This window comes from Acinetobacter sp. UBA991, assembly GCF_002292065.1.
Taxonomy (GTDB): Bacteria; Pseudomonadota; Gammaproteobacteria; order Pseudomonadales; family Moraxellaceae; genus Acinetobacter; species Acinetobacter higginsii.
The window spans coordinates 35565-58922 of the sequence record NZ_DBBF01000024.1; the positions used below are offsets into that span (position 1 = coordinate 35565).

Below are 23358 nucleotides of genomic sequence, written 5' to 3' on the forward strand. Positions count from 1 at the left end.
CTTTATAAAATAGAGATATCAAGTACTGTAGTTGGTCAGGATCTATGATGTGTACAAATAAGGAAATCCAAGTACTGATACCAGCGACTAAATGCTTTAAAGACTTGTTTTATGGATTGAGTTGCAATTTCACTTTCATATGTTGAGAAGGTTAGCTGATCTATGATTTTTTCTTCAGCTCCAATGGTATGACCTGTTTCTTTATGATAATGGATGTCTCCACAATAACTTAACTGGTAATTAGAATGTTGGGTGATATCTCTCAATTTTGAAAAGATGATATGACCTGTAATCTCGATTGCTTCGATAATTGCAAGTCGAATATTGGCTGGTTGGTTGTGAACTAGATGGACTAACTCGAAAAAAAGGATTTGGTTTTCTTCATTTTCTTTTGACCATAATTTTTTTAAAGTTGTCGTAAATTTTTCAGGAAGATCATAGCTTAGTTTTTCTAAATCATGCACATACCAAATCCAATGTTCGGCATCTTCTGCTGCATGTATGTTTACGAGATTTTCCAATTCATTTGTTGGCGCTTTAAATGGCAATACATATTTATTAAAGTCACCAAAATTCATAACGAAATGGGCGATAAAAGGTAGAAATACAAGTTTATTTTTTAATGAGATGGATGTGCTGTCTAATGTATCTAATAGTTTTGATTTATCTAAGACTATACGTTCAGACATTATCAATTCTTTGATCTTAATCACTTTGATTAACTCCTACAAAGCCTATTCAGAACGGACATAAGGTAATCAGTAAATGATGTCCGTTGTTTTAAAGCCTATTGAATTAATAGATATTTCACATGTTTTTTTATCTTCAAAAAGCTGTGAAATGAGTAATTTTGAACTGACCTGCATGGTCAGTTCTATTATTCCAAAGGTAGAGAACGGATAGCAAACTTTTATGTATCTGCTACACGATGATGATGTAAATAATTATTCTCCATGATGTGGTAGGCAGTTGGTTAAGGTCAAAGATCTCTCTTTGACTATGTTTTATGCTTGAGATTATGATTTTGTAGGAGCTACTTAATGTGTAGAGGAAAGTCTTTAGAGCGAAACTAACATTGAATAAATTGTCATAATTGTTAGAATGATCATCTCCTTCTGTTTTTATCTTTTTTGTTTTGCCAAAACTGTGCAGAGCTGAAATTAACTTTATATAAAACAGTATTTTACCTTAGGATTTTTTTTGATGCTCTCTATCTATTTAACAGATACCCAAACCAACATCCAATTTTCTGATCTTCCGAATGAAAATCCTGTTAAGTTTCTGTTGAATTTAAAGAAAATCTTTCCTAGCACTGCAGATTTATTATTGCCCGTACTACCTGAAGACAGTAATTTAGACAATGTGACATGGGAAGCAACATCAAAAGACTTTGAGACTTTTAAAAAATTATTGGAAGGCTGGGGCATTATCGAGCTACGTTTAAGTGCGATCACCACCTATAAAGACAAAAACTTTGCCAATGAACTGGTAAAAAAAGCGCAAGTTAGACGTAAGCAAATAACCCAAAGTCAGCCGCAATTATCACTCATTGCTTTGGATTATGTGTTGATGCATGAAATTCATGCGCTGATTGATGCTGAACTAGTCATGATTGGGGAGAAATTCTATTTACCAACGTTACGCGAACTCTGGAAAGGTCAGTTCCCAGAACAAATTTTGCAATGTAAATTTTAATATTTGAAAGCAGACTTAGAGTCTGCTTTTTTATGGCTTAAGTAACTTGAAATAGAACACTTCTTCGCCTACAAACAATTACAAGAATTTAGTGTCGGTATTTTTAGGCGGCATATATATTGCTTATAAGGATATAAATATTATTGCGGGAGAGAAGTTCTTCAATGAACTCGCCGAAGGAGCAACGACCCCGGAAACTCTCAGGCAGAAGGACTGTAATAATAGAAATACAATCTGGAGAGCAGTGCTCAACTTGTAGAAATTAACAACTTTTTTCTTCTATGATAAACACTCACCGAAGGGGAAGGCTCAATGATTAATTGGTAATCATCTGCCGAAACTCTCAGGTACCATGACAGATGGGGCTATGCATTAAGAAATGTTATGCATTTCTAGGAGTTTGCTATGCCACATGTTGTTGTCATTGGTGCGGGGATTACGGGTGTAACGTCTGCTTATGAATTAAATAAATTAGGTTATGAAGTGACGGTGATCGATCGTCATCTCTTTCCAGCCATGGAAACGTCTTTTGCCAATGGCGGACAGTTGTCTGCCTGTAACGCCGAGGTTTGGAATCAAAAGGCAACCGTACTTAAAGGTATTAAATGGATGAGTAAAAAGGATGCACCTTTATTGCTCAATCCATCCTTTAGTGCACATAAATATCGCTGGTTGATCGAATTCTTAACGCATATTAAAAATTATAAAGCCAATACCATTGAGACTGTACGTTTGGCACTTTTGGCGAGACAACGCTTGTTTGAGATTGCAGAAAAAGAAAGTATTTCGTTTGACTTGGAAAAGCGTGGCATTTTACATATGTATCACACCAAGGAAGACTATGAGATTGCCAAAAAGGTCAATGATGTGTTGGTTGAAGGAAAACTTGAACGAAATGCGATTACACCTGACGAAATGAGAGCCATTGAACCTACGCTAACAGGTGATTATTTTGGGGGATATTACACGGCTGGGGATGCAACAGGAGATATTCATAAATTCTCTGTTGGCTTGGCTGAAAAAACTCAGCAAAATGGTGTGAAATATCGTTTTGGCTTAGATGTTGTTGATGTCAAATTTACGCAAGACAAAGCGATTGTTCACTGTAAAAACAGTTCCGAAAATGTCAATCCAAGTGCGGATGGAATCACGGAAATTATTGCCGATTTAGTTTTGGTTTGTGGTGGTGTAGGAAGCTACCAATTAGCCGACATGCTCGGTGATAGTGTGAATGTCTATCCAGTCAAAGGCTATTCAATTACGGTGCAGCTGAAAGATGAGCGTAGTGTAAAAAATGCGCCATGGGTGAGCTTACTTGATGAAAGTGCCAAGATTGTGACCTCTCGCCTCGGTGCTGATCGTTTACGTATCGCGGGTACAGCTGAGTTTAATGGATATAACCGAGATATTCGTGCAGATCGTATTCAGCCTTTAATTAATTGGGTCAACCAAAACTTTGATATTTCGACTGAGCATGTTGTGCCATGGGCCGGTTTGCGTCCAATGATGCCGAATATGCTGCCTGTGGTAAAACAGGGTAAGCAACCACGAGTGTTTTATAACACTGGACATGGACATTTGGGCTGGACTTTATCTGCGGCAACAGCGGTATTGATTAGCCAAGAAATTGCTGAAAAATTCCCAAACTGAAGCAAAAAAGCCGATGTGAAAACATCGGCTTTTAAATGTTAAGACCACTAATCGTACAGGCGGTAGATCCCTGTAAATCTGCCGCAATCTTTCTGCGTAGATTTAATAATCAATAAGGCTTTTTGAAAATCAAACTGATACTGGCATTTTTTTTCATTATCAATGATTTGGCCTTTTTGTTCAGGCGTACTATATGCCAATAAAGACAAGGTTTGAGTTTCTAGACGATTATTGGGATTGCGGTATGCCGTGCCTTCTATTTTGAGTTTATCCTTATCCAACTGATGGATCTGTAAATGCACCGGTTGAGCTGCTAGTTTACCGTGTTCATATTTCAAATAATGCTGTGTCAAGGTTTGGTTCATTGAGGTATAAAAATTCAAATCATCCAAACGTGCATCAAATTGCTGCTGATAACAGCTTTTGCTTTTACATTGCTGTACTTGATTCAGCCACAAGGTTTGGGTGTCATGTAATAACTGTAATGGAGCATCGGTCACCAAATAAGCGGTTAAAAACTTGGCATTGAGCTTCAGACGCTGCTCTTTATATTGCTTAGCGCAGATTTTTTGCGCTTCCAAATCCTTGCTCGTACAGTCAATTGATTCCGCATAGGCAAATGTTGAGCAAAAACAACTCAATGTGATGATGTAGCCAGATTTCTTTAATTGATTTCTTACAGTGTTAAACAGCATAATCACTTATACTTTCAGTCTAATTTGCTCAACGTACTATAGCGAAATAGAAAGCCTGAATACAAGATTTGTTCGGTATATTGTAAAAGGAAAATCATATGGTTGCTCAAATTCGGATTGGACAAGGGATGGATGTACATGCGTTCGAAGAAGGTGATTTTGTTACTTTGGCGGGTGTTCAAATTCCACATACGCATGGTTTAAAGGCACATTCGGATGGGGATGTGGTATTACATGCGCTGAGTGATGCCTTGTTGGGCGCGTTGGCACTCGGTGATATTGGTCAGCATTTTCCAGATACAGACCCTGAATATAAAGGTGCAGATAGTCGCTTGTTACTCAAACATGTTTATCAATTGATTTTGGATCGTGGCTATCAGCTGAATAATGCAGACATCACGGTTGCTTGCGAACGTCCTAAATTAGCGAAGCATAATCTAGAGATGCGCCAAAGCATTGCAGATGTGTTAGATGTTGATGTGACTCAAATCAGTATTAAAGCCACAACAACTGAGAAATTGGGATTTACTGGTCGCCAAGAAGGGATCTTGGCAACGGCAACGGTGTTAATTTCGCATCAAGCAAAGTGATTGCTGTTAATTAATGATTGTTCTAGTTCTTGTGTTGCTTTACGGCCTTGTAGTTGTAAAGTAATGCTATGAATTAAGCCTGTCCAAGTTTCGTTCGGTTCCCAAATTTGGTGTAAAAGTTCTTGGGCGGTGGGTAGGTCGATATTCATATAGAATTGGCGATAGAGATACATCAAACTACTGACACGCATATTGTCATCGCAATGTAACCAAATGATCTCGTTTTGAACTAGATGATCAATGAGATCCAAAACAAAAAGACATTGTTCAGAGCAAGGCACATCCCAGCCGATTGGAATATGAATGTAGTTTAAACCCAAGTCTAAACAAATTTGATCTTGCTCAGATAGATGGTTATCTGATTTGCTGGTCGCAAGATTAATGACAGTACTGCAACCATATTCTTTGATCTGTTGCAGTTGCTCAGCAGTCGGTTGAGCAGAGCTAAACAGATGTTCATGCACCAAAGAAAAGCTTGGTATTTGAGATAGGGCTTGTTCAAGTGAAGTCATAACGTCCGCTGTGTATTGAGTGAAGTTCTCATATCATGAGAAACTTAATCTAATGGGCTTGTCTTACTATAAGTGTTTTTATTTCAGTGTTCAATTTAGAACGCACAAATAAAAACAGCATCGAATGATGCTGTTTTTTTTAAACTTAGTCTTTTTTCAGATTCTCATTCAGTAAGAATTCCATCAACGCTTTTTGTGCATGCAAACGGTTTTCTGCTTCATCCCAAACCACAGCATTTTTGTGGTCTAACATGTGTTCAGAAATTTCTTCACCACGGTGTGCGGGCAAGCAGTGCATGAATAAGCAATCAGGGTGTGCCAAGTCCATAAGTTTTTCATTGACTTGGAAATCTGAGAATGCTTTTTCACGTAACTTCTGTTCTTCTTCCTGACCCATGCTAGCCCAGACATCAGTTACGATAAGATCTGCATTGACAGCTGCATCTTCAGCCTTATTAAAGACTTCTACGCAATCAGCAAACTCAGTGAGGAATCTTGCTTGTGGCTCATAACCTTCAGGCGATGCGATTTTAAGCTTAAAGCCCATCATATGTGCCGCTTCAATATATGAGTTACACATATTGTTGCCATCACCAATCCACGCTACGGTTTTACCTTCAATGCTGCCACGGTGTTCTTGGAAGGTTTGCAAATCAGCAAGTAACTGGCAAGGGTGGTGATCATCCGTCAGACCATTAATGACAGGTACGGTCGAGTAAGATGCAAAACGCTCTACAATATCGTGACCGAAAGTACGGATCATCACGATATCCAGCATGCTCGAAATGACACGAGCAGAATCTTCAATCGGTTCACCACGCCCTAATTGCGTGTCGCGTGGTGAAAGAAAAATTGCGTTACCACCAAATTGGCAAATACCTGCTTCAAAAGAAATACGCGTACGTGTGCTCGATTTCTCGAAAATCATTCCCAAAACTTTACCAGCAAAAGGTTGATAGACCGTATTGCTATGTTGCATGCGTTTAAGTTCTTGTGCGCGATCTAAAATACGCTGCAATTCTAAAGAGGATAGGTCTCGTAAAGTAAGAAAATGCCGAAGCGCCATATTTGCTCCCCCAATAATTATTGAATAAAAACAATAATTAAGTGATGATTAATGGGTGTAGAAAAAAAGGAATTGAATACTATACTATACGCGTAAAAAAAAGCAAAAGAATTAGACCTTTTGGTGGGCTTTTAAAAACAAATCTACAGAATAGTTAATATAATCAATGGTTTCTTCATCATCGGCTGGTACGTCTAAGCCCATTAAGTTGCGCCACTCGACATCGCGTAAAATGCCAAAATACATGGTCGAAGAGAATTTTGGTTTCGTACAATAAATCTCGCCGCTGTTATGGGCATACTCAAGTGCAAAAGCAATAGTATTTTGAATATTGAGTGCACATTGATCATAGAAATAATGAGCGAGCTGTGCATCTTTTTGAGTTTGCTCGGTAAACATCCGCATGAAAGCGATATTTTCAGGTTGAATAATGTGGTGATAAAAACGTTGAAGGGTTTGTGTGAGGTAGCTTCTTAAATCAGGTTTTTCAGGCGTATAAGGAAAACAAACACCTTTAAAGAAAACTTCTCTGCGATAATCGCAAATCGCTGTGAATAGACCTTCTTTATTGCCAAAATATTTATAAATAGATGTTTTTGAACCACCAGCATGATTGACGATATCATCCAAAGAGACTGCCTCATAACCTTTTTCTAGGAATAAATCGGTTGCGCACAATAATAGTGCGAGACGACGTTCTTCTCCGCGGCGAGTTTGAGGTTTAGCACAGCTTGGATAGCAAATATCAGACATTATCTACTTTGGGGTGGTTGGGGTTGATTCTAGTATAACAAAAACCATATCCATTGTATGGTTATGGAATTGATGAGTGTTTCAAAATTTCTCAATCCAAATGAAAAAGCGAGTAACTTGTACTCGCTTTTTCATTGTCTTTTAATTATGCAGAACGAATTTCTTCGTCGTCATCGTCATCGGTAGAATCCATACCGAGCTCTTTGAGTTTGCGGGTAAGAGTATTACGTCCCCAACCTAAAAGCTCAGCGGCATGGCGTTTACGTCCACGTGTTTGTTGTAGTGCGGCATTAATCAGCGTGCGCTCAAACATAGGTGTGGCGATGTCTAAAAGTTTCATTTCACCATTTTTAAGCTTTTGGATTGCCCATTGTGCCAATAATTCATCCCAATGATGAACGGCAATGCGTTCAACCAAAGCAGGGCTGGTATTAGACGCAGCTTGAGCATCATTGTTTTTATGCACAGACGCTTGTTTAAGCTCAGCAGGCAGATCTTCCGGATAGACTTCACGACCCGTAATCATCACCGTTAACCAGCGACAAGTATTTTCCAACTGGCGCACGTTACCTGGCCATGGCAGTTGTTGCATATAATCCGTAGTTTCTGTGCGTAAAATTTTAGGACTGACTCCAAGCTCTTTGCCCGCACGTGCCAAGAAGTGTTGCGCTAACATCGGAATGTCTTCGCTACGATGAGACAGCTTTGGAATGTGAATACGAATGACATTTAGACGGTGATATAAGTCTTCACGGAAACGTCCTTCATTCACCAGTTTTTCCAAATCTTGGTGGGTTGCAGCCACGATACGTACATCCACCTTGACTGGGATATGACCACCTACGCGGTAGAACTCACCATCTGCTAAAACACGAAGCAAACGTGTTTGCGTTTCAAACGGCATGTCGCCGATTTCATCAAGAAATAAAGTACCACCATTGGCTTGTTCAAAGCGGCCTTGATGTTGTGTGTTTGCACCTGTAAATGCGCCTTTTTCATGACCAAATAACTCGGTTTCAATCAAGTCTTTTGGAATGGCTGCCATGTTTAGTGCGATAAAAGGTTTGGCGCGACGAGGTGAGTGTTTATGCAGTGCATGGGCAACCAACTCTTTACCTGTACCAGATTCACCATTAATCAATACGGTAATATGGGATTGTGATAAGCGACCAATTGCACGGAATACTTCCTGCATTGCAGGTGATTCACCAATAATTTCGGTCGATTGCAAAGGTGAAGCGGTTTTGGTTGCTTCTTGTTGTTGCAGCTTATTGATATGCAAAATCGCACGATTAACCAAAGCTAATGCTTCATCGATATCGAATGGTTTTGGTAAATACTCAAAAGCACCTGTTTGATAACTCGAAACAGCTGACTCTAAATCAGAGTGTGCTGTCATGATGATGACAGGTAGATCTGGATGCGTATTTTTAACTTTAGATAAGAAGGTTAAACCGTCAATCCCTGGCATACGGATATCGGTTAAAATCACATCGGGCGCATCATCATGTAAACGCTCAAGCGCAGTTTGTGCCTCTTCAAAGTTGGTGACATCAAAACCCTCTTCTTTAAAGGTTTTTTCCAGTACCCAGCGCATGGCACGATCGTCATCTATTACCCAAATTTTATTTCGTGACATGGTTTAACTCCCAAGGTAGATATAGGCTAAATACGGTTTTTCCTGGAACTGATTGACACTCAATCATTCCGTTATGTTGATGCATAATATTTTGAGCAATACTGAGACCCAGTCCTGTGCCTTTGGCGCGGCCAGTGACTAGCGGATAGAAAACAGACTCCAAGATACTTTCAGGAACACCAGGGCCATTGTCTTCAATGTCAATGCGAACCGTTGAGCGATTCAGCACACCATTAATGGTGACAAGGCGTTGTATTCGGGTTCTTAAAACCAGCTCTGGTTCTGAGTCGGTAAAAAAGTCTTTATTCTCAGTCATGGCCTGTACGGCATTAACACTGATATTGAGCATGACCTGAATCAATTGGTCCCGATCGGCCATGACATCAGGCAAGGACAAGTCATAGTCGCGTGTGATCTTAATTTTTTTCTTAGTTTGATTTGCAATGAGTGAGCGAACGCGCTCTAAGGGTTCGTGTACATTGACATGTTCATAACTTGGTAACTGACGAGAGCCAAGCATGGTATCCGCAAGATTGGTCAAACGATCGACTTCACTAATAATAATGTCAGTAAATTCACGATAGTTATCATCACCCAAACTACGGGCAAGTAGTTGTGTTGCGCCACGAATACCTGCTAGTGGGTTTTTAATTTCATGTGCTACACCGCGAACTAACTGTCGAGCGACTTGATGTTGTTGAACTAGGTTTTCTTCTTTCGAAATTTTCAACATGCGGTCAATCGGATTGAGTTCAATTAACAGGAGTGGATGATAGCTTTTGCCTGCATTGAGTTGTGATGCAGTGTAATCGACATGAATCGGTTTAAAATTCACATTGATCACGGCTTCACGACGGGTATAGTGTTGCCCACTTTCTAAAGTGTTTAATAATGCTTCATGTGTATTAAATGAATCATCATGCGCATGCAGTAAATTTAATACAGGTTGACCCGAGGCGCGGAGCAAGCTGATATCAAATAATGCTTCGCAAGCAGAATTTAAATAAAAAATATTAAGCTTACTATCGACCAATAAAATGGCAGTGCTCAGATTATCTACTAAGAGTCGATAGTCGATAGTGTTCTGTTGATCCATTTGTGAATCATCCTGTTTTAAAATGGCGCAATAAATATAAATTTTAATGAATAGCCATTAACTTCTAAAATGTACTTTATGCAAAATACAAGCCAACTTTGTATTAACTAAATTTCAATCACTTAAATCTGAAAGAATCGATTTATACGGTATTTTTCACATACATCTGCTTATTTCAATATTTTATTATGTTCCAAATTGGTGCGTTGTTGAATTTTGTTTAAAAATTTGGTCGTATTTTGGTGCATTACACAAAGAGATGGCTTTGCAGCTATGCGGAAGCAAAGAAAAGTCATACAATACGCCGATTCAAGTGGAGCGCAGATTCATGAAGACCCCCAAAGTCGGTTTTGTATCTTTAGGTTGTCCTAAGGCATTGGTAGATTCTGAACGAATTTTAACTCAGTTAAAGACTGAAGGTTATCAGGTTGCATCAGATTATGACGGTGCAGATTTGGTTGTTGTTAACACCTGTGGTTTTATTGAATCTGCAGTGCAAGAGTCTTTAGATGCCATTGGCGAAGCCATGAGCGAAAACGGTCGAGTGATTGTCACCGGTTGTTTAGGTAAAGACGAAGACAAAATTCGCCAAATGCACCCAAATGTGCTTAAAGTAACAGGTGCGGCAGCTTATCAAGATGTAATGGAAGCAGTGCATGAGTATGTGCCAGCTCCTCCAAAGCACAATCCATTTATTGATTTAGTTCCTGAGCAAGGTGTTCGTTTAACACCGAAGCATTATGCTTATTTAAAAATCTCGGAAGGTTGTAACCACCGTTGTACATTCTGCATTATCCCAAGCATGCGTGGCGACCTCGTGTCTCGTCCTGTAGGGAAAGTGTTGGATGAAGCAGCTGCACTTAAACGCGCCGGTGTAAAAGAAGTCCTTGTGATTTCTCAAGATACGTCTGCATATGGTGTTGATACCAAGTACAAGCTAGATTTTTGGAATGGTCAGCCAGTAAAAACCAAATTCTATGACATGTGTGAAGCGCTTGGCCAGCTTGGGATTTGGGTTCGTTTGCATTACGTTTATCCATATCCGCATGTAGATGCTGCCATTGATTTGATGGCACAAGGTAAAATCCTGCCTTATTTAGATATTCCTTTTCAGCATGCCAGTCCGCGCATCTTAAAATTGATGAAGCGACCAGCCCATAGTGAAAATACTTTAGAACGTCTTAAATTGTGGCGTGAAAAATGCCCTGAATTGGTGATTCGTTCAACTTTCGTTGTTGGTTTCCCTGGTGAAACTGAAGACGATTTCCAAATGTTGTTGGAATGGCTCAAAGAAGCTCAGCTCGATCGCGTTGGTTGTTTTACCTATTCACCAGTTGAAGGTGCGACAGCAAATGATCTACCTGATCATGTGCCAGAAGAAATTAAACAAAATCGCTATGAGCGTTTTATGGAAGTCCAGCAAGAGATTTCTGCTGCAAAACTGCAAAAACGTATTGGTCAAACTATGACTGTATTGGTGGATGGTCTAGAAGACGAATTCCCAGTTGCTGTGGCACGCTCATATGCGGATGCACCAGAAATTGATGGCAATGTTTTTGTTGAAGATATTGATAAGAGTGTGATTAAAGCTGGCGATTTGCTAGAAGTCGAGATTACCGATGCAGATGAATATGATTTGTATGCAAAGTTAATTCAGATTAAATCTGCTTGATGTTGAATTAAATTTAAGAAAGTTTTGAGATTAGTCGGTTTGGAGTATAGGTATGTCAGCTTCTAAAAATCCACGTTATGCACGAATTTTGCTAAAGCTTTCGGGTGAAGCTTTAGCTGGTAATAAAGATATGGGTATTGATGCCCAAGTATTAGATCAAATGTCACTTTCAATCGCTCACTTGGTTGGTTTAGGTGTTCAGGTTGGTATTGTTGTTGGTGGTGGTAATTTATACCGTGGTAGCCAACTACAGAAAGACGGCTTGGTTGGTCGTGTTACTGGTGACCAGATGGGCATGTTGGCAACTGTGATGAACGGTTTGGCACTGCGCGATGCATTGGTGCGCCGCAATATCAAAACACGTCTTATGTCTGCATTGTCGATTGGTACGGTGGTGGAACCATATTCAAGCCGTGATGCGATTCGTCATTTAAGCCAAAATGAAGTATGCGTATTTGTTGCTGGTACAGGTAATCCATTCTTTACTACGGATACAGCTGCTTGCTTGCGCGGTATCGAGATTGAAGCAAACTTGATCTTGAAAGCAACTAAGGTTGATGGTGTTTATAACAAAGATCCAAGTAAATACGATGATGCGGTTAAATATGATCATTTAACTTTTGATCAGGTTCTTGATGAGAAGCTGGGTGTAATGGATCTTACGGCAATTTGTTTATGCCGTGACCATAATGTTCCATTGCAAGTTTTTGATATGAACAAATCTGGTGCATTGCTTTCTGTTGTAATGGGCGAAAAAGAGGGTACTCACGTAACGAACTAATGTACGTGAGCCATAAAGCTCTTTATACTAATGTCTAAATATTTTGTAATACCTATGAATAAGTAAGGAAGATCATATGATTAACGATCTCAAACAAGATGGCGAACAGCGTATGCAGAAGTCGCTTGACTCGTTAGAGTTAGGCTTTGCTAAAGTTCGTACAGGTCGTGCGCACCCATCTATTTTAAATGGTGTGATGGTTTCTTACTATGGCTCTGATGTTCCATTGAATCAAGTGGCAAACGTTGGGCTTGAGGATTCGCGTACACTATTGGTACAACCATTTGAACGTTCGATGGTTGCTGCGATTGATAAAGCGATTCGTGAAGCCGGTTTGGGATTGAACCCAATTACTGCTGACGCAATCCGTGTACCAATGGCTGCGTTAACTGAAGAAACTCGTCGTGACATGCAAAAAGTTGCGCGTAGCGAAGCTGAAAATGCCAAAGTTGCGATTCGTAATATTCGTCGTGATGTGTTAGGTGATATCAAAGCATTGTTGAAAGAAAAAGAAATTTCTGAAGATGATGATCGCCGTGCGTCAGATGAGATTCAGAAAATGACTGATAAATATGTTGCAGAGGTTGATAAGCGTCTTGCAGCGAAAGAAGCAGAATTGATGAAGGTCTAATGTTATTATGACCTTGCAAGAAGAACCGCTTCTTCCCCAACATGTTGCCATCATTATGGATGGCAACAATCGTTTTGCCAAAAAAAAGCAAATGCAAAAAGGTGATGGGCATCGTGAAGGCAAAAATGTCTTGGATCCTATTGTTGAACATTGCAAAAAAGAAGGTGTTCGTGCATTAACAGTTTTTGCATTTTCAAGCGAAAACTGGAATCGACCACAGTACGAAGTTGATTTGTTAATGAAGTTGTTAGAAGAAACAATTCATGAGCAATTACCGCGTATGGAGAGGTTCAATATCGCGCTACGCTTCATTGGAGACCGTTCTCGGTTGTCAAATGAGTTGCGTGATTTAATGCAATATGCAGAGCAGAAAACCGCAGCTTTTGATTCAATGACGCTTACCATTGCCATTAGTTATGGTGGTATGTGGGATATGGCACATGCAGCAAAAGTGATTGCGCAAGAAGTACTTGCTGGAAAACTTCAAGCAGATCAGATAAATGTTGATTTATTTGATAAATATGTCAGTCTAAATGATCTTCCTGCTGTGGATTTGTTAATTCGTACAGGCGGAGATTACCGTTTATCTAACTTCTTATTGTGGCAAGCTGCGTATGCGGAGTTGTATTTTACCGATACCTTGTGGCCAGAATTTACCATAGAAGAGTTGGATCGCGCATTTCGTGTTTTTTCAGGACGTGAAAGACGCTTTGGTAAAACCTCAGAACAGATTCAACAAGCGAAAATAGAGAATTAATAATGTTAGAGCGGATTATTACCGCATTGGTGTTAGTTGCTGTTGTTTTAAGTTGCATGTTTGCAACGCAATCACATTATCCAATGTTTGTGCTTATGATTTTAGCCGCGGGGGTTGCAGGTTATGAGTGGTTTAAGCTTATGCCTAGAACTACAACGCCTGTGTCAAAACCTAAGGCTTGGGTATATGGGGGATGTGTTGCGCTAATATCAACACTGGCATTATTTTTTGATGATGTAGCACTTTTACTTTGGGCTGCATCCATTCTCACTTGGTTGGGTAGTATCTATTGGGTTAAGAATTTCCCACAATCTGATAGTTGGTACAATGTATCATTACATATTGTTGGATTTATTCTTATTTCTGCTGCAGTGACCGCCCTTTATGGCGTGTGGCATAGTTCACCATGGTGGCTGATGTATTTGTTCCTTTTGGTATGGGGAGCGGATAGTGGTGCCTACTTTGTTGGGCGTAAATTCGGTAAGAAAAAACTTGCACCCTTTGTGAGCCCGAACAAATCTGTGGAAGGTTTGTATGGTGGTATTGCAACAACCATTATCATTATGTTGGTTGTGCAGTATTTCTATCTAAATTTAAGTGTTATACAACTGATCTTATTTTTGGTCCTTTCAATTATTACCGTGTTTGCTTCGGTATTGGGTGACTTGTTTGAATCTATGATTAAGCGTCGTGCGGGAATTAAGGATTCAGGTCGTGTTCTTCCAGGGCATGGTGGTGTATTGGATCGTATCGATTCTTTGCTTGCTGCCGCACCGATTTTTGCGACAGGTATGTATATATTAAAACTTATTGGTGTAGATCTTTAAATGACTCAAGCTGTTTGTATATTGGGTGTTACGGGTTCAATTGGCCAAAGTACTTTAAAAGTATTGGAACAACACCCAGATCAATACACTGTATTTGCAGTCTCTGCATATAGTCGTTTAGATGAACTTTTAGAAATTTGTAAAAAATATCATCCGAAAATTGTTGTTGTGCCAAATGAGAAAGCATTGGAGTTGCAACAACGTTTCAATCAAGAAAATCTAAAACAGATTGAAATTTTAACTGATGAAACAGGCTTGATCACAATCGCTGAACATGCTGATGTTGATATAGTGATGGCAGCGATTGTCGGTGCTGCTGGTCTGCTGCCAACACTTGCTGCAGTAAAAGCTGGTAAGCGTGTTCTACTCGCGAATAAAGAATCATTGGTAATGTCTGGCGACATTATGATGCAGGCGGCAAAAGAGAATAATGCGCTATTATTGCCTGTAGACTCTGAGCACAATGCAATCTTCCAGTCTTTACCACATAATTATCTAAATGCAGAAAGAACGGGGCAGCCACAATTAGGTGTCTCGCAAATTTTATTGACTGCATCTGGTGGTCCTTTCCTGAATCACACCTTAGAGCAATTAAAAGACGTAACGCCGCAACAAGCATGTAAGCATCCGAACTGGTCTATGGGGCAAAAAATCTCCGTAGATTCTGCAACTTTGATGAATAAAGGCTTAGAATTGATCGAAGCTTGCCATTTGTTTTCAATATCAGAACATTTTGTTACAGTTGTTGTTCATCCACAAAGTATTATTCACTCCATGGTGCAATATGTGGATGGATCAACTTTGGCACAAATGGGTAATCCTGATATGTGCACACCGATTGCACATGCATTGGCGTGGCCAAAACGTTTGGCAACACACGTTCCTGCATTAAATTTATTTGAGACAGCTCAATTAAATTTCCAATCACCTGATCTTGTTAAATTTCCAGCATTGGATTTAGCACGTCAAGCGATGCGCGCAGGCGGTTTAGCACCAACGATTTTAAATGCTGCAAATGAAATTGCAGTTGCAGCATTTTTGCAACAAAGAATTAGATTTACTCAGATTGCTGAAGTAGTCGAAAATACTTTGCAAACTGTACAAAATGCTAAAGCAGAAAACATAGACATCATTTTACAGACTGATATGATCGCAAGACGAATTGCAGAAAAGTATATTGTGGGTATAGGAGGCTAAATCGTATGAATGCACTATTTATGATTGTTGCAGCGATTTTATTGCTTGGTCCTCTGATCGCAATTCACGAATTTGGTCATTATTGGGTCGCGCGTAAACTGGGTGTTAAGGTCCTGGTCTATTCCATTGGTTTTGGCCCAACTTTGTTGAAATGGCAATCTAAAAAATCAGGCATCCAATATCAACTTTCAGCATTACCACTCGGTGGTTATGTCAAAATGCTGGATGAGCGTGAAGGGAATGTTGCTGAACAAGATTTACCTTATGCGTTTAACCGTCAATCTCCGTGGAAACGGATTGCGATTGTTGCTGCTGGCCCGTTAATTAATCTGATTTTTGCAGTATTCCTGTTTTGGATTTTATTCTTGCCAGCGCAAGAACAGCTGAATACCCGTATTGGTAAAGTCATGCCGAATACGCCAGCAGCACAAGTTGATCTACATGTAGGCGATAAAGTGTTGATGGTTGATGGTCAAACAACATCGACATGGGAAAAGTTGAATTATGCTTTGGTCAACCGTGTAGGTGAAACTGGGCAGGTTTCAATCATTGTTGATCGTGCTGGAACCGAGAAGCAATTTAGTTTACCGATTAAAGAATTTTTGAAAGATCAGAGCCAATCGCCATTAGATGTACTTGGCTTCTTACCTTATCGCCCTGTTATTCCTGCAACAGTCAAAGAACTGAGTGCGGATGGCGCGGCAGTCCGTCAAGGAATGAAGGTTGGAGATCAAATTGTTGCAATTGATAATGTTGCAATGAAAGATTGGTTTGATGTGGTTGATGTGGTTCAAAAATCACCAGAAAAGCTTTTGAATATTGATGTGCTACGTCAAGGTCAATTGGTACATCTACAAGTGATGCCTCAAGGGCAACGCGATAATATGGGTAATACGACTGGGATGCTCGGCGTGAAAAGTGATGCTGGCAAAATCACGATTCCAAATGATTACAAGCAGACCATTCAATATTCGCCTGTTGAGGCGCTTGTGGTAGCTTTTGAAAAGACAACACAGCTTTCAGGCATGATTTTCAACTCCATCATTAAAATGGTGCGAGGCTTAATTGGTTTAGATAATTTATCTGGTCCAATCACAATTGCCAAAGTTGCTGGTCAAAGTGCAGAAATGGGGTGGCAAACCTTTATTTCATTCATGGCTTTGATGAGTGTAAGTTTGGGGATTCTAAACTTATTGCCGATTCCTATGTTGGATGGTGGTCATTTAGTTTATTACTTTATCGAAGCAATTCGTGGTAAACCTGTTTCTGAACAAATACAGATGTTTGGTCTAAAAGTTGGTATGGTACTGCTCGGTAGCATGATGCTTTTGGCTTTATTTAACGACTTCATGCGTTTATAACAACGCAAATGGAATTTAACTTACTGGAAAATATATGGGCATGCGTCACACACATTTATTAATGCCTTTGGCACTGGTTAGTGCGATGGCAGTGGTACAACAAGCATACGCAGCAGATGAGTTTCTTGCACGAGATATACGAATTGATGGCTTAGTGCGTTTAACACCTGCAAGTATCTATTCTATGTTACCAATAAATAGTGGCGATAGAGTAAGTGATCCAATGATTGCTGAGTCAATCCGCACTTTATATGCCTCAGGTTTATTTGACGATATTAAAACTTATAAAGAAAATGATGTTTTAGTTTTTAAAGTTGTTGAACGTCCAGTTATTTCTAAATTGGAATTTAAAGGCAATAAACTTATTCCGAAAGAAGCCTTAGAACAAGGCTTAAAGAAGATGGGTATTGCTGAAGGTGAAGTGTTTAAGAAGTCTGCATTGCAGACCATTGAAACTGAGCTTGAACAACAATATACCCAGCAAGGTCGTTATGATGCGGATGTAACGGTTGAAACTGTTGCGCGTCCAAATAACCGTGTTGAATTAAAGCTTAACTTTAATGAAGGTACGGCGGCTAAAGTATTTGATATCAATATTATTGGTAATACAGTCTTTAGTGATAGTGATATCAAGCAGGCTTTTGCAGTCAAAGAAAGTGGTTGGGCATCGATTGTTACGCGTAACGACCGTTATGCACGTGAGAAAATGGCGGCTAGTTTAGAAGCTTTACGTGCACTCTATTTAAACAAAGGTTATATCAACTTTAATATCATCAATTCGCAATTGAATATTAGTGAAGATAAAAAGCACATCTTCATTGAAGTTTCAGTAGATGAAGGTAGTCAGTTTAAATTTGGTGAAACGAAGTTCTTAGGTGATGCACTTTATAAACCTGAAGAGTTACAAGCACTAAAACTATATAAAGATGGCGAAACTTATTCACAAGAACGAGTAAATGCGGTTAAGCAGCTGTTATTGCGTAAATATGGTAATGCTGGCTATTACTATGCTGAAGTGAATGTTGTACCTGATATTAATAACCAAACTGGTATTGTTGGTTTAAATTACTACATCAATCCTGGTCAACAAGTAACAGTACGTCGTATTAACTTCACAGGTAACAGTAAAACTGCGGATGAAGTATTGCGTCGTGAAATGCGCCAAATGGAAGGTGCGTTGGCAAGTAATGAGAAAATTGACTTATCTAAAGTGCGTTTAGAGCGTACAGGTTTCTTTAAAACTGTTGATGTTAAACCTGTCCGTGTTCCAAACTCTACAGACGAAGTTGACTTAAATGTCAATGTTGAAGAACAACATTCTGGTACGACTACGCTTGCAGTAGGTTACTCTCAGAATGGTGGTGTAACTTTCCAAGCGGGTTTAAGTCAAACCAACTTTATGGGTACAGGTAATCGTGTTGCGGTCGATTTGTCACGTTCTGAAACACAAGATTACTATAACTTAAGCGTAACTGACCCGTATTTCACCATTGATGGTGTCAGCCGTGGTTATAACGTTTATTACCGTAAAACCAAGCTGAATAAAGACTATAACGTTAACAACTACGTCACCGATAGTATTGGTGGTAGTGTAAGTTTCGGTTATCCAATCGATGAAAACCAAAGCTTAAGTGCCTCTTTAGGTGTTGATCAAACCAAAGTACGTACTGGTCCGAGCGTTTCGACTTATATCCGTGATTACTTATTAGCGAATGGTGGTAAAGCGACTGGTAGTTCAAGCTACTGTCCTTTAGATGAGAATGGTAATTCACAAATTGACGAGACGACTTTGCAGTGTAAGGTTCCTTTAACAACTTACGATAATGCATTTGAAGGTACTTTCTTAACCTATAACTTGAACTTGGGTTGGTCATATAACACATTAAACCGACCAATTTTCCCAACTTCAGGTATGTCACATCGTGTCGGTTTAGAAATTGGCTTGCCAGGTAGCGATGTTGATTATCAAAAAGTAACATATGATGCGCAAGCGTTTAAATCACTTTGGGGTGGTTTTGTCCTTCGTGGTTACGGTAAGTTAGGCTATGGTAATGATCTACCATTCTATAAGAACTTCTATGCGGGTGGTTACGGTTCTGTTCGTGGTTATAACAATAGCTCTCTAGGCCCAAGATATCCAAGTGTAATTTTCCAGAAAACTGATCAAACTGACCTTGACCCAGAAGAGGTTGGTGGTAATGCACTCGTCCAATTCGGTACAGAACTTGCGATTCCTTTACCATTTAAAGGGGATTGGACACGTCAAGTACGTCCAGTATTGTTTGCCGAGGGTGCTCAAGTTTTCGATACGAAATGTGATGTTCCAACTGGCACAATGAAAATGAATAATAGCAATATTGATATTAAGCAGTATTGTAAAGACAACTACAATTTTGATTTTGGTAATATGCGTTATAGCGTCGGTGTTGGTTTCACATGGATTACCATGATTGGTCCATTATCATTGAGCTATGCATTCCCGCTGAATGATAAAAAAGGCGATGATACTAAATCAATCCAATTCGAAATCGGTCGTACCTTCTAAGGTCGACCTTATTTAGCGCTGTAATATATATAAAGGATGTCATAATGAAAACATTAACAATGCTCATGTTAGGTTTGGGATTCACGGTTTCTGCGTCTGTAAATGCTGCAGGACTTGGTGTGGTTGATTTAGCGAAAGTTGTTGAAAGCAGTACTTATCTAAAACAACAAAATGCGAGCCTCACCCAGTCAGTTAAACCAACTTCGACTCGATTGGAGCAATTGGGTAAAGAATTAGAATCTTTGCAGCAAAAAGCACAGACTGATGGTCAAAAAATGAATCAGGCTGATATTCAGAAACTTACTGCTCAATATCAGGCAAAGTTAAGTGAATTTAATTCGACTCAACAGGGCTTACAGACTAAAGTTCAGTCAAGCTTACAGGCGATGAATACAACTTTTGAGTCACGTGTGAAGCAAGCTGCTGAACAATTGCGTAAAGAAAGTAATTTAGACTTTATTTTAAATAAAAATTCTACGATTGCCTCTGACGCACAGTATGATTTAACTGATAAAATGATCCAAAAGGTCAATGCTATTAAATAATCAATGAATAGACGTACTTATCGTTTAGAAGAAGTTGCTCACCTTGTCAAAGGTGAGCATTTTGGTGAGAAGAATTTCCAAATTTCTAATTTGGCAAGTTTAGAACACGCAGAAAAACAGCATATTTGCTTTGTAAATGGTGAAAAATATTTGGCGGCAGCTGAAGCAAGTCACGCTGGTGTATATATTGTTACCGCAGCACTTAAACAGCAGCTTGTAAACAAACAAAATTTTATTGTTGTTGATAATCCTTATTTGGCATTTGCCACACTTACACATTTATTTGAAAAAAAGATAACTCAATGCGGTATCGAGAGTACTGCTCGAATTCATCCATCTGCAATTATCGCTGATGATGCCTATATAGGGCACTATGTTGTGATCGGTGAAAACTGTGTCGTGGGTAATAATACCATTATTCAAGCTCACGCTTTTCTTGATGATGAAGTCGAAGTTGGTAAAGATTGCTTTATTGATGCGCATGTTACCATAACAGGTGCTGCAAAATTAAAAGACCGTGTTCGTATTCATGCCAATACGGTCATCGGCACTGAAGGTTTTGGTTTTGCTCCTTATCAAGGGAAGTGGCATCGCATCGCTCAACTTGGTTCAGTGCGTATTGGAAATGATGTTCGTATTGGTTCAAATTGTAGTATTGATCGTGGTGCACTCGATGACACAATTTTAGAAGATGGTGTCATTATTGATAACCTTGTGCAAATTGCTCACAATGTTCAAATTGGAGAGAATACTGCGATTGCCGCGAATTGCGGAATTGCAGGAAGCGCGAAAATTGGCAAAAACTGTATCATGGGCGGTGCTTCAGGTGTGGTTGGACACCTTGAAATTACAGATAACGTGACACTTACAGCAATGTCAATGGTCACAAAAAATATTTCTGAAGCTGGAACATATTCTTCTGGCATGGGACTTTTTGAAAATAGTCACTGGAAAAAGACGATTGTGCGCTTAAGACAATTAGCAGATGTGCCATTGACCCAAATCACTAAAAGACTTGATCATATGCAAGCTCAATTAGAGTCCCTTGAATCAACCTTTAAGTTGCGTAAATAATTTATTATGACTGAGTCTACTTCTCCAGCATTTACAATGCCTGAATTACCGATGGATATTCTTACGATTCGTGAATATTTACCCCATCGATATCCATTTTTATTAGTCGATCGTGTTACCGAAGTCACTGAAAATAGTATTGTCGGTTATAAAAACGTTTCGATTAATGAAGAGTTTTTACAAGGGCATTTTCCAACCTATCCAATTATGCCAGGTGTGCTGATCATTGAAGCTCTCGCACAAGTTTCTGGTATATTAGGTTTTGTACTTACAAATCAAAAGCCAAAAGCAGGTTCTTTGTTCCTGTTTGCGGGTGCTGAGAAAATCAGATTTAAAAAACAAGTTGTTGCGGGTGACCAGCTCATCTTAAAATCTGAACTTGTGATGCAAAAACGTGGCATTTACAAGTACAATTGTACCGCTAGTGTTGATGGCAAGGTTGCCGCGACAGCAGAGATTATTATTTCCCACCAGAAAATAGAGCAGACATGAGTAGTCAAAATTTAATACATCCTACAGCAATTATTGACCCGTCTGCAGAAATCGCTTCTGATGTACAAATTGGTCCATATTGTATTGTAGGTCCAAATGTAAGTATTGACTCTGGTACCAAATTACATTCACATGTTGTTATTGGTGGTTTTACGAGAATTGGTAAAAATAATGATATTTTCCAATTCTCGAGTATTGGGGAAATTTGCCAGGATTTGAAATATCAAGGCGAAGAAACTTGGCTAGAAATTGGTGATCATAATTCGATTCGTGAGCACTGTACGTTGCACCGCGGTACAGTTCAGGATCATAGTTTGACCAAGATTGGTAGCCATAACTTATTAATGGTGAATACGCATATTGCACATGACTGTGTCATTGGGGACCATAATATTTTTGCCAATAATGTGGGTGTCGCTGGGCATGTGCATGTTGGTGATCATGTAATTGTCGGCGGTAATGCGGGCATTCATCAATTCTGTAGAATTGACTCTTACAGCATGATCGGTGGAGCTGCTTTAATTCTTAAAGATGTTCCTGCCTATATCATGGCCTCTGGTAATCCTGCACGTGCCTTTGGTATGAATATCGAAGGAATGCGTCGTAAGGGCTGGTCTAGAGATACCATTCAAGGTTTAAGAGAAGCCTATAAATTAATCTATAAATCTGGTTTAACCACTGAACAAGCGATTGAACAGATTCGTAATGAAATTCTAGTGAAGACGCCTGAAGCGCAATTGTTTATTGACTCTTTAGAACAGTCAACTCGCGGTATTGTTCGCTAATTGCTAGATTAAAAAAAAGACACTGCGGTGTCTTTTTTTATGCTTAATTTTCCTGTTCTACAAACTGCTGACGATATTGTTTCGGAGAGTGTTCAAAAGTACGTTTAAAAGCCTGACTAAATGCAGTTTCTGATGAGTAACCCACTTTATTGGCAATTTGTTGAACTGAATAATTACTTTTACGCAGATATTGGCTGGCTAAGCGCATACGATGTTGCTGTAGATAAGCAAGAGGTGATTCACCAATCACTTCGTGGAATAGACTAGCAAACTTTGAACGTGACATACAACATTGTTCGGCAAGTAATTCAACCGTCCAAGCATCTTCTGGATGGTTGTGAATGGCTGCCAAACTGTTACTGAGCTCAGGATGATTTAAAGCGCTGAGCCAACCATGTTGACTTGAGATTTGTTGAATATGATCTCGAATACATTTGATTAATAAAATGTTGACCAAATGATCGATGATGATATCGCGGCCTGCTTGAATATTTTGTGTTTCTAAGGCAAGGAAATGTAAGCCAATTTGTAGCCATTCTGGTGCATTGGTATCTCCGTGTTGGAGATGAATAATGGGTGGTAAGGCCTGAATAAAAGGACGCGCCATAATAGTGTCAATTTGGCAGCGTACCGTCAGAATGAGATTTTTTTCGGATGACTGTGTGCCGAATTCGATGGCTTCTTCTTTATGACCATCGAACAGCTTTGAAATATCAACAGCATCGACCAGTTTAGTAATCGTATTATCTGCGCCTGTATGTGCTTTTCCTGATGGAATAACCACAATTTCACCCGCATGTGCAGTTAAACTATTTTGTGCGTCAATTTGAATAAAAAAAGAACCAACTAAAACAATATGAACAATTAAGGCGGTTTGATCTTGGCAGATAAAACTCCATTCTCCTTGAGTTTTCAAGTAGATATATTCAGTGTGATTTAAATGAATATCAGCAAATATTTTACTTAAAGCATCCATATGATTTTTTAACGATGTA

The 23358-nt window shown here is 39.3% G+C and carries 23 protein-coding genes and 1 riboswitch; of the genes, 15 read left to right on the top strand and 8 right to left on the bottom strand.

The window, feature by feature from the left end; genetic code table 11:
- Positions 1 to 35 precede the first annotated feature (35 nt).
- Complete coding sequence (locus B2727_RS09775) at positions 36 to 689, bottom strand: hypothetical protein (protein ID WP_227505273.1); 654 nt, start codon at positions 687 to 689, stop codon at positions 36 to 38.
- 514 nt (positions 690 to 1203) lie between these two features.
- Here B2727_RS09775 and B2727_RS09780 point away from each other — a divergent pair.
- Both B2727_RS09780 and B2727_RS09785 read left to right on the top strand, forming a co-directional pair.
- A complete protein-coding gene (locus tag B2727_RS09780; protein WP_004807438.1) occupies positions 1204 to 1695 on the top strand; it encodes a hypothetical protein in 492 nt (163 codons plus the stop codon).
- Between the two features lie 136 nt (positions 1696 to 1831).
- Positions 1832 to 1921: riboswitch (glycine riboswitch) on the top strand.
- 179 nt (positions 1922 to 2100) lie between these two features.
- Positions 2101 to 3345 carry a D-amino acid dehydrogenase gene (locus B2727_RS09785; protein ID WP_033133058.1) on the top strand — a complete coding sequence of 415 codons (1245 nt, stop codon included), beginning with the start codon at positions 2101 to 2103 and terminating at the stop codon, positions 3343 to 3345.
- A gap of 47 nt (positions 3346 to 3392) precedes the next feature.
- On the opposite strand, the gene B2727_RS09790 is transcribed toward B2727_RS09785, so the two are convergent.
- Entirely contained in the window at positions 3393 to 4040 is a 648-nt protein-coding gene (locus tag B2727_RS09790; RefSeq protein ID WP_005315780.1) for an A1S_1983 family putative colistin resistance protein, read from the bottom strand.
- A gap of 98 nt (positions 4041 to 4138) precedes the next feature.
- On the opposite strand from B2727_RS09790, the gene ispF reads away from it, so the two are divergent.
- Positions 4139 to 4630, top strand: a complete 492-nt coding sequence (gene ispF / locus B2727_RS09795; protein ID WP_004807433.1) for a 2-C-methyl-D-erythritol 2,4-cyclodiphosphate synthase — start codon at positions 4139 to 4141, stop codon at positions 4628 to 4630.
- Here the strand turns inward: ispF and B2727_RS09800 are convergent.
- The 5 genes from B2727_RS09800 to glnL form a co-directional block, all read right to left on the bottom strand.
- The gene (locus B2727_RS09800) at positions 4618 to 5142 is read right to left on the bottom strand and encodes a protein tyrosine phosphatase family protein (protein WP_005188959.1); all 525 of its coding nucleotides are present in this window, start codon (positions 5140 to 5142) and stop codon (positions 4618 to 4620) included. The genes ispF and B2727_RS09800 overlap by 13 nt on opposite strands.
- Positions 5143 to 5287: 145 nt before the next feature.
- Positions 5288 to 6208, bottom strand: coding sequence for an ornithine carbamoyltransferase (gene argF, locus B2727_RS09805; RefSeq protein ID WP_004807430.1), 921 nt, complete (start codon positions 6206 to 6208; stop codon positions 5288 to 5290).
- Positions 6209 to 6319: 111 nt separating this feature from the next.
- A complete protein-coding gene (locus B2727_RS09810) occupies positions 6320 to 6961 on the bottom strand; it encodes a TetR/AcrR family transcriptional regulator (protein ID WP_033133059.1) in 642 nt (213 codons plus the stop codon).
- A gap of 145 nt (positions 6962 to 7106) precedes the next feature.
- Positions 7107 to 8600 (bottom strand): nitrogen regulation protein NR(I), encoded by a 1494-nt coding sequence (gene glnG / locus B2727_RS09815; protein WP_033133060.1) that lies wholly within the window; start codon positions 8598 to 8600, stop codon positions 7107 to 7109.
- Complete coding sequence (gene glnL, locus B2727_RS09820; protein ID WP_004807423.1) at positions 8587 to 9696, bottom strand: nitrogen regulation protein NR(II); 1110 nt, start codon at positions 9694 to 9696, stop codon at positions 8587 to 8589. The genes glnG and glnL overlap by 14 nt, the downstream gene beginning before the upstream one ends.
- 328 nt (positions 9697 to 10024) lie before the next feature.
- Here glnL and rimO point away from each other — a divergent pair, with 328 nt between their 5' ends.
- The 12 genes from rimO to lpxA all read left to right on the top strand — a co-directional run bounded on the left by rimO (position 10025) and on the right by lpxA (position 22363).
- The gene (rimO, locus tag B2727_RS09825) at positions 10025 to 11368 is read left to right on the top strand and encodes a 30S ribosomal protein S12 methylthiotransferase RimO (protein WP_004807421.1); all 1344 of its coding nucleotides are present in this window, start codon (positions 10025 to 10027) and stop codon (positions 11366 to 11368) included.
- Positions 11369 to 11420: 52 nt separating this feature from the next.
- Positions 11421 to 12149, top strand: a complete 729-nt coding sequence (pyrH, locus tag B2727_RS09830) for a UMP kinase (RefSeq protein ID WP_004807419.1) — start codon at positions 11421 to 11423, stop codon at positions 12147 to 12149.
- 76 nt (positions 12150 to 12225) lie between these two features.
- Positions 12226 to 12780 (top strand): ribosome recycling factor, encoded by a 555-nt coding sequence (frr, locus tag B2727_RS09835; protein WP_004807417.1) that lies wholly within the window; start codon positions 12226 to 12228, stop codon positions 12778 to 12780.
- Between the two features lie 7 nt (positions 12781 to 12787).
- A complete protein-coding gene (gene uppS / locus B2727_RS09840; RefSeq protein WP_004807414.1) occupies positions 12788 to 13537 on the top strand; it encodes a polyprenyl diphosphate synthase in 750 nt (249 codons plus the stop codon).
- Between the two features lie 2 nt (positions 13538 to 13539).
- Positions 13540 to 14364 carry a phosphatidate cytidylyltransferase gene (locus tag B2727_RS09845; RefSeq protein WP_004807412.1) on the top strand — a complete coding sequence of 275 codons (825 nt, stop codon included), beginning with the start codon at positions 13540 to 13542 and terminating at the stop codon, positions 14362 to 14364.
- Positions 14365 to 15561: a 1-deoxy-D-xylulose-5-phosphate reductoisomerase gene (ispC, locus tag B2727_RS09850; protein WP_005315764.1), complete on the top strand. Its 1197-nt coding sequence runs from the start codon at positions 14365 to 14367 to the stop codon at positions 15559 to 15561.
- 5 nt (positions 15562 to 15566) lie between these two features.
- The gene (gene rseP / locus B2727_RS09855) at positions 15567 to 16922 is read left to right on the top strand and encodes an RIP metalloprotease RseP (RefSeq protein WP_033133061.1); all 1356 of its coding nucleotides are present in this window, start codon (positions 15567 to 15569) and stop codon (positions 16920 to 16922) included.
- Between the two features lie 34 nt (positions 16923 to 16956).
- A complete protein-coding gene (gene bamA / locus B2727_RS09860; RefSeq protein WP_033133062.1) occupies positions 16957 to 19467 on the top strand; it encodes an outer membrane protein assembly factor BamA in 2511 nt (836 codons plus the stop codon).
- Between the two features lie 44 nt (positions 19468 to 19511).
- Entirely contained in the window at positions 19512 to 20012 is a 501-nt protein-coding gene (locus B2727_RS09865) for an OmpH family outer membrane protein (RefSeq protein ID WP_004807405.1), read from the top strand.
- A 3-nt stretch (positions 20013 to 20015) separates the two neighbouring features.
- Positions 20016 to 21086, top strand: a complete 1071-nt coding sequence (lpxD, locus tag B2727_RS09870; protein ID WP_033133063.1) for a UDP-3-O-(3-hydroxymyristoyl)glucosamine N-acyltransferase — start codon at positions 20016 to 20018, stop codon at positions 21084 to 21086.
- A gap of 6 nt (positions 21087 to 21092) precedes the next feature.
- A complete protein-coding gene (fabZ, locus tag B2727_RS09875) occupies positions 21093 to 21578 on the top strand; it encodes a 3-hydroxyacyl-ACP dehydratase FabZ (RefSeq protein WP_004653316.1) in 486 nt (161 codons plus the stop codon).
- A complete protein-coding gene (gene lpxA / locus B2727_RS09880) occupies positions 21575 to 22363 on the top strand; it encodes an acyl-ACP--UDP-N-acetylglucosamine O-acyltransferase (protein ID WP_033133064.1) in 789 nt (262 codons plus the stop codon). The genes fabZ and lpxA overlap by 4 nt, the downstream gene beginning before the upstream one ends.
- A gap of 43 nt (positions 22364 to 22406) precedes the next feature.
- On the opposite strand, the gene B2727_RS09885 is transcribed toward lpxA, so the two are convergent.
- Complete coding sequence (locus tag B2727_RS09885) at positions 22407 to 23339, bottom strand: cupin domain-containing protein (RefSeq protein WP_033133110.1); 933 nt, start codon at positions 23337 to 23339, stop codon at positions 22407 to 22409.
- Between the last annotated feature and the right edge of the window lie 19 nt (positions 23340 to 23358).

Bases quoted from the DNA above. Each gene is read 5' to 3' on its own strand.
- B2727_RS09775 (WP_227505273.1), bottom strand. From the start codon at position 689: ATGTCTGAACGTATAGTCTTAGATAAATCAAAACTATTAGATACATTA.
- B2727_RS09780 (WP_004807438.1), top strand. From the start codon at position 1,204: ATGCTCTCTATCTATTTAACAGATACCCAAACCAACATCCAATTTTCT.
- B2727_RS09785 (WP_033133058.1), top strand. From the start codon at position 2,101: ATGCCACATGTTGTTGTCATTGGTGCGGGGATTACGGGTGTAACGTCT.
- B2727_RS09790 (WP_005315780.1), bottom strand. From the start codon at position 4,040: ATGCTGTTTAACACTGTAAGAAATCAATTAAAGAAATCTGGCTACATC.
- ispF (WP_004807433.1), top strand. From the start codon at position 4,139: ATGGTTGCTCAAATTCGGATTGGACAAGGGATGGATGTACATGCGTTC.
- B2727_RS09800 (WP_005188959.1), bottom strand. From the start codon at position 5,142: ATGACTTCACTTGAACAAGCCCTATCTCAAATACCAAGCTTTTCTTTG.
- argF (WP_004807430.1), bottom strand. From the start codon at position 6,208: ATGGCGCTTCGGCATTTTCTTACTTTACGAGACCTATCCTCTTTAGAA.
- B2727_RS09810 (WP_033133059.1), bottom strand. From the start codon at position 6,961: ATGTCTGATATTTGCTATCCAAGCTGTGCTAAACCTCAAACTCGCCGC.
- glnG (WP_033133060.1), bottom strand. From the start codon at position 8,600: ATGTCACGAAATAAAATTTGGGTAATAGATGACGATCGTGCCATGCGC.
- glnL (WP_004807423.1), bottom strand. From the start codon at position 9,696: ATGGATCAACAGAACACTATCGACTATCGACTCTTAGTAGATAATCTG.
- rimO (WP_004807421.1), top strand. From the start codon at position 10,025: ATGAAGACCCCCAAAGTCGGTTTTGTATCTTTAGGTTGTCCTAAGGCA.
- pyrH (WP_004807419.1), top strand. From the start codon at position 11,421: ATGTCAGCTTCTAAAAATCCACGTTATGCACGAATTTTGCTAAAGCTT.
- frr (WP_004807417.1), top strand. From the start codon at position 12,226: ATGATTAACGATCTCAAACAAGATGGCGAACAGCGTATGCAGAAGTCG.
- uppS (WP_004807414.1), top strand. From the start codon at position 12,788: ATGACCTTGCAAGAAGAACCGCTTCTTCCCCAACATGTTGCCATCATT.
- B2727_RS09845 (WP_004807412.1), top strand. From the start codon at position 13,540: ATGTTAGAGCGGATTATTACCGCATTGGTGTTAGTTGCTGTTGTTTTA.
- ispC (WP_005315764.1), top strand. From the start codon at position 14,365: ATGACTCAAGCTGTTTGTATATTGGGTGTTACGGGTTCAATTGGCCAA.
- rseP (WP_033133061.1), top strand. From the start codon at position 15,567: ATGAATGCACTATTTATGATTGTTGCAGCGATTTTATTGCTTGGTCCT.
- bamA (WP_033133062.1), top strand. From the start codon at position 16,957: ATGGGCATGCGTCACACACATTTATTAATGCCTTTGGCACTGGTTAGT.
- B2727_RS09865 (WP_004807405.1), top strand. From the start codon at position 19,512: ATGAAAACATTAACAATGCTCATGTTAGGTTTGGGATTCACGGTTTCT.
- lpxD (WP_033133063.1), top strand. From the start codon at position 20,016: ATGAATAGACGTACTTATCGTTTAGAAGAAGTTGCTCACCTTGTCAAA.
- fabZ (WP_004653316.1), top strand. From the start codon at position 21,093: ATGACTGAGTCTACTTCTCCAGCATTTACAATGCCTGAATTACCGATG.
- lpxA (WP_033133064.1), top strand. From the start codon at position 21,575: ATGAGTAGTCAAAATTTAATACATCCTACAGCAATTATTGACCCGTCT.
- B2727_RS09885 (WP_033133110.1), bottom strand. From the start codon at position 23,339: ATGGATGCTTTAAGTAAAATATTTGCTGATATTCATTTAAATCACACT.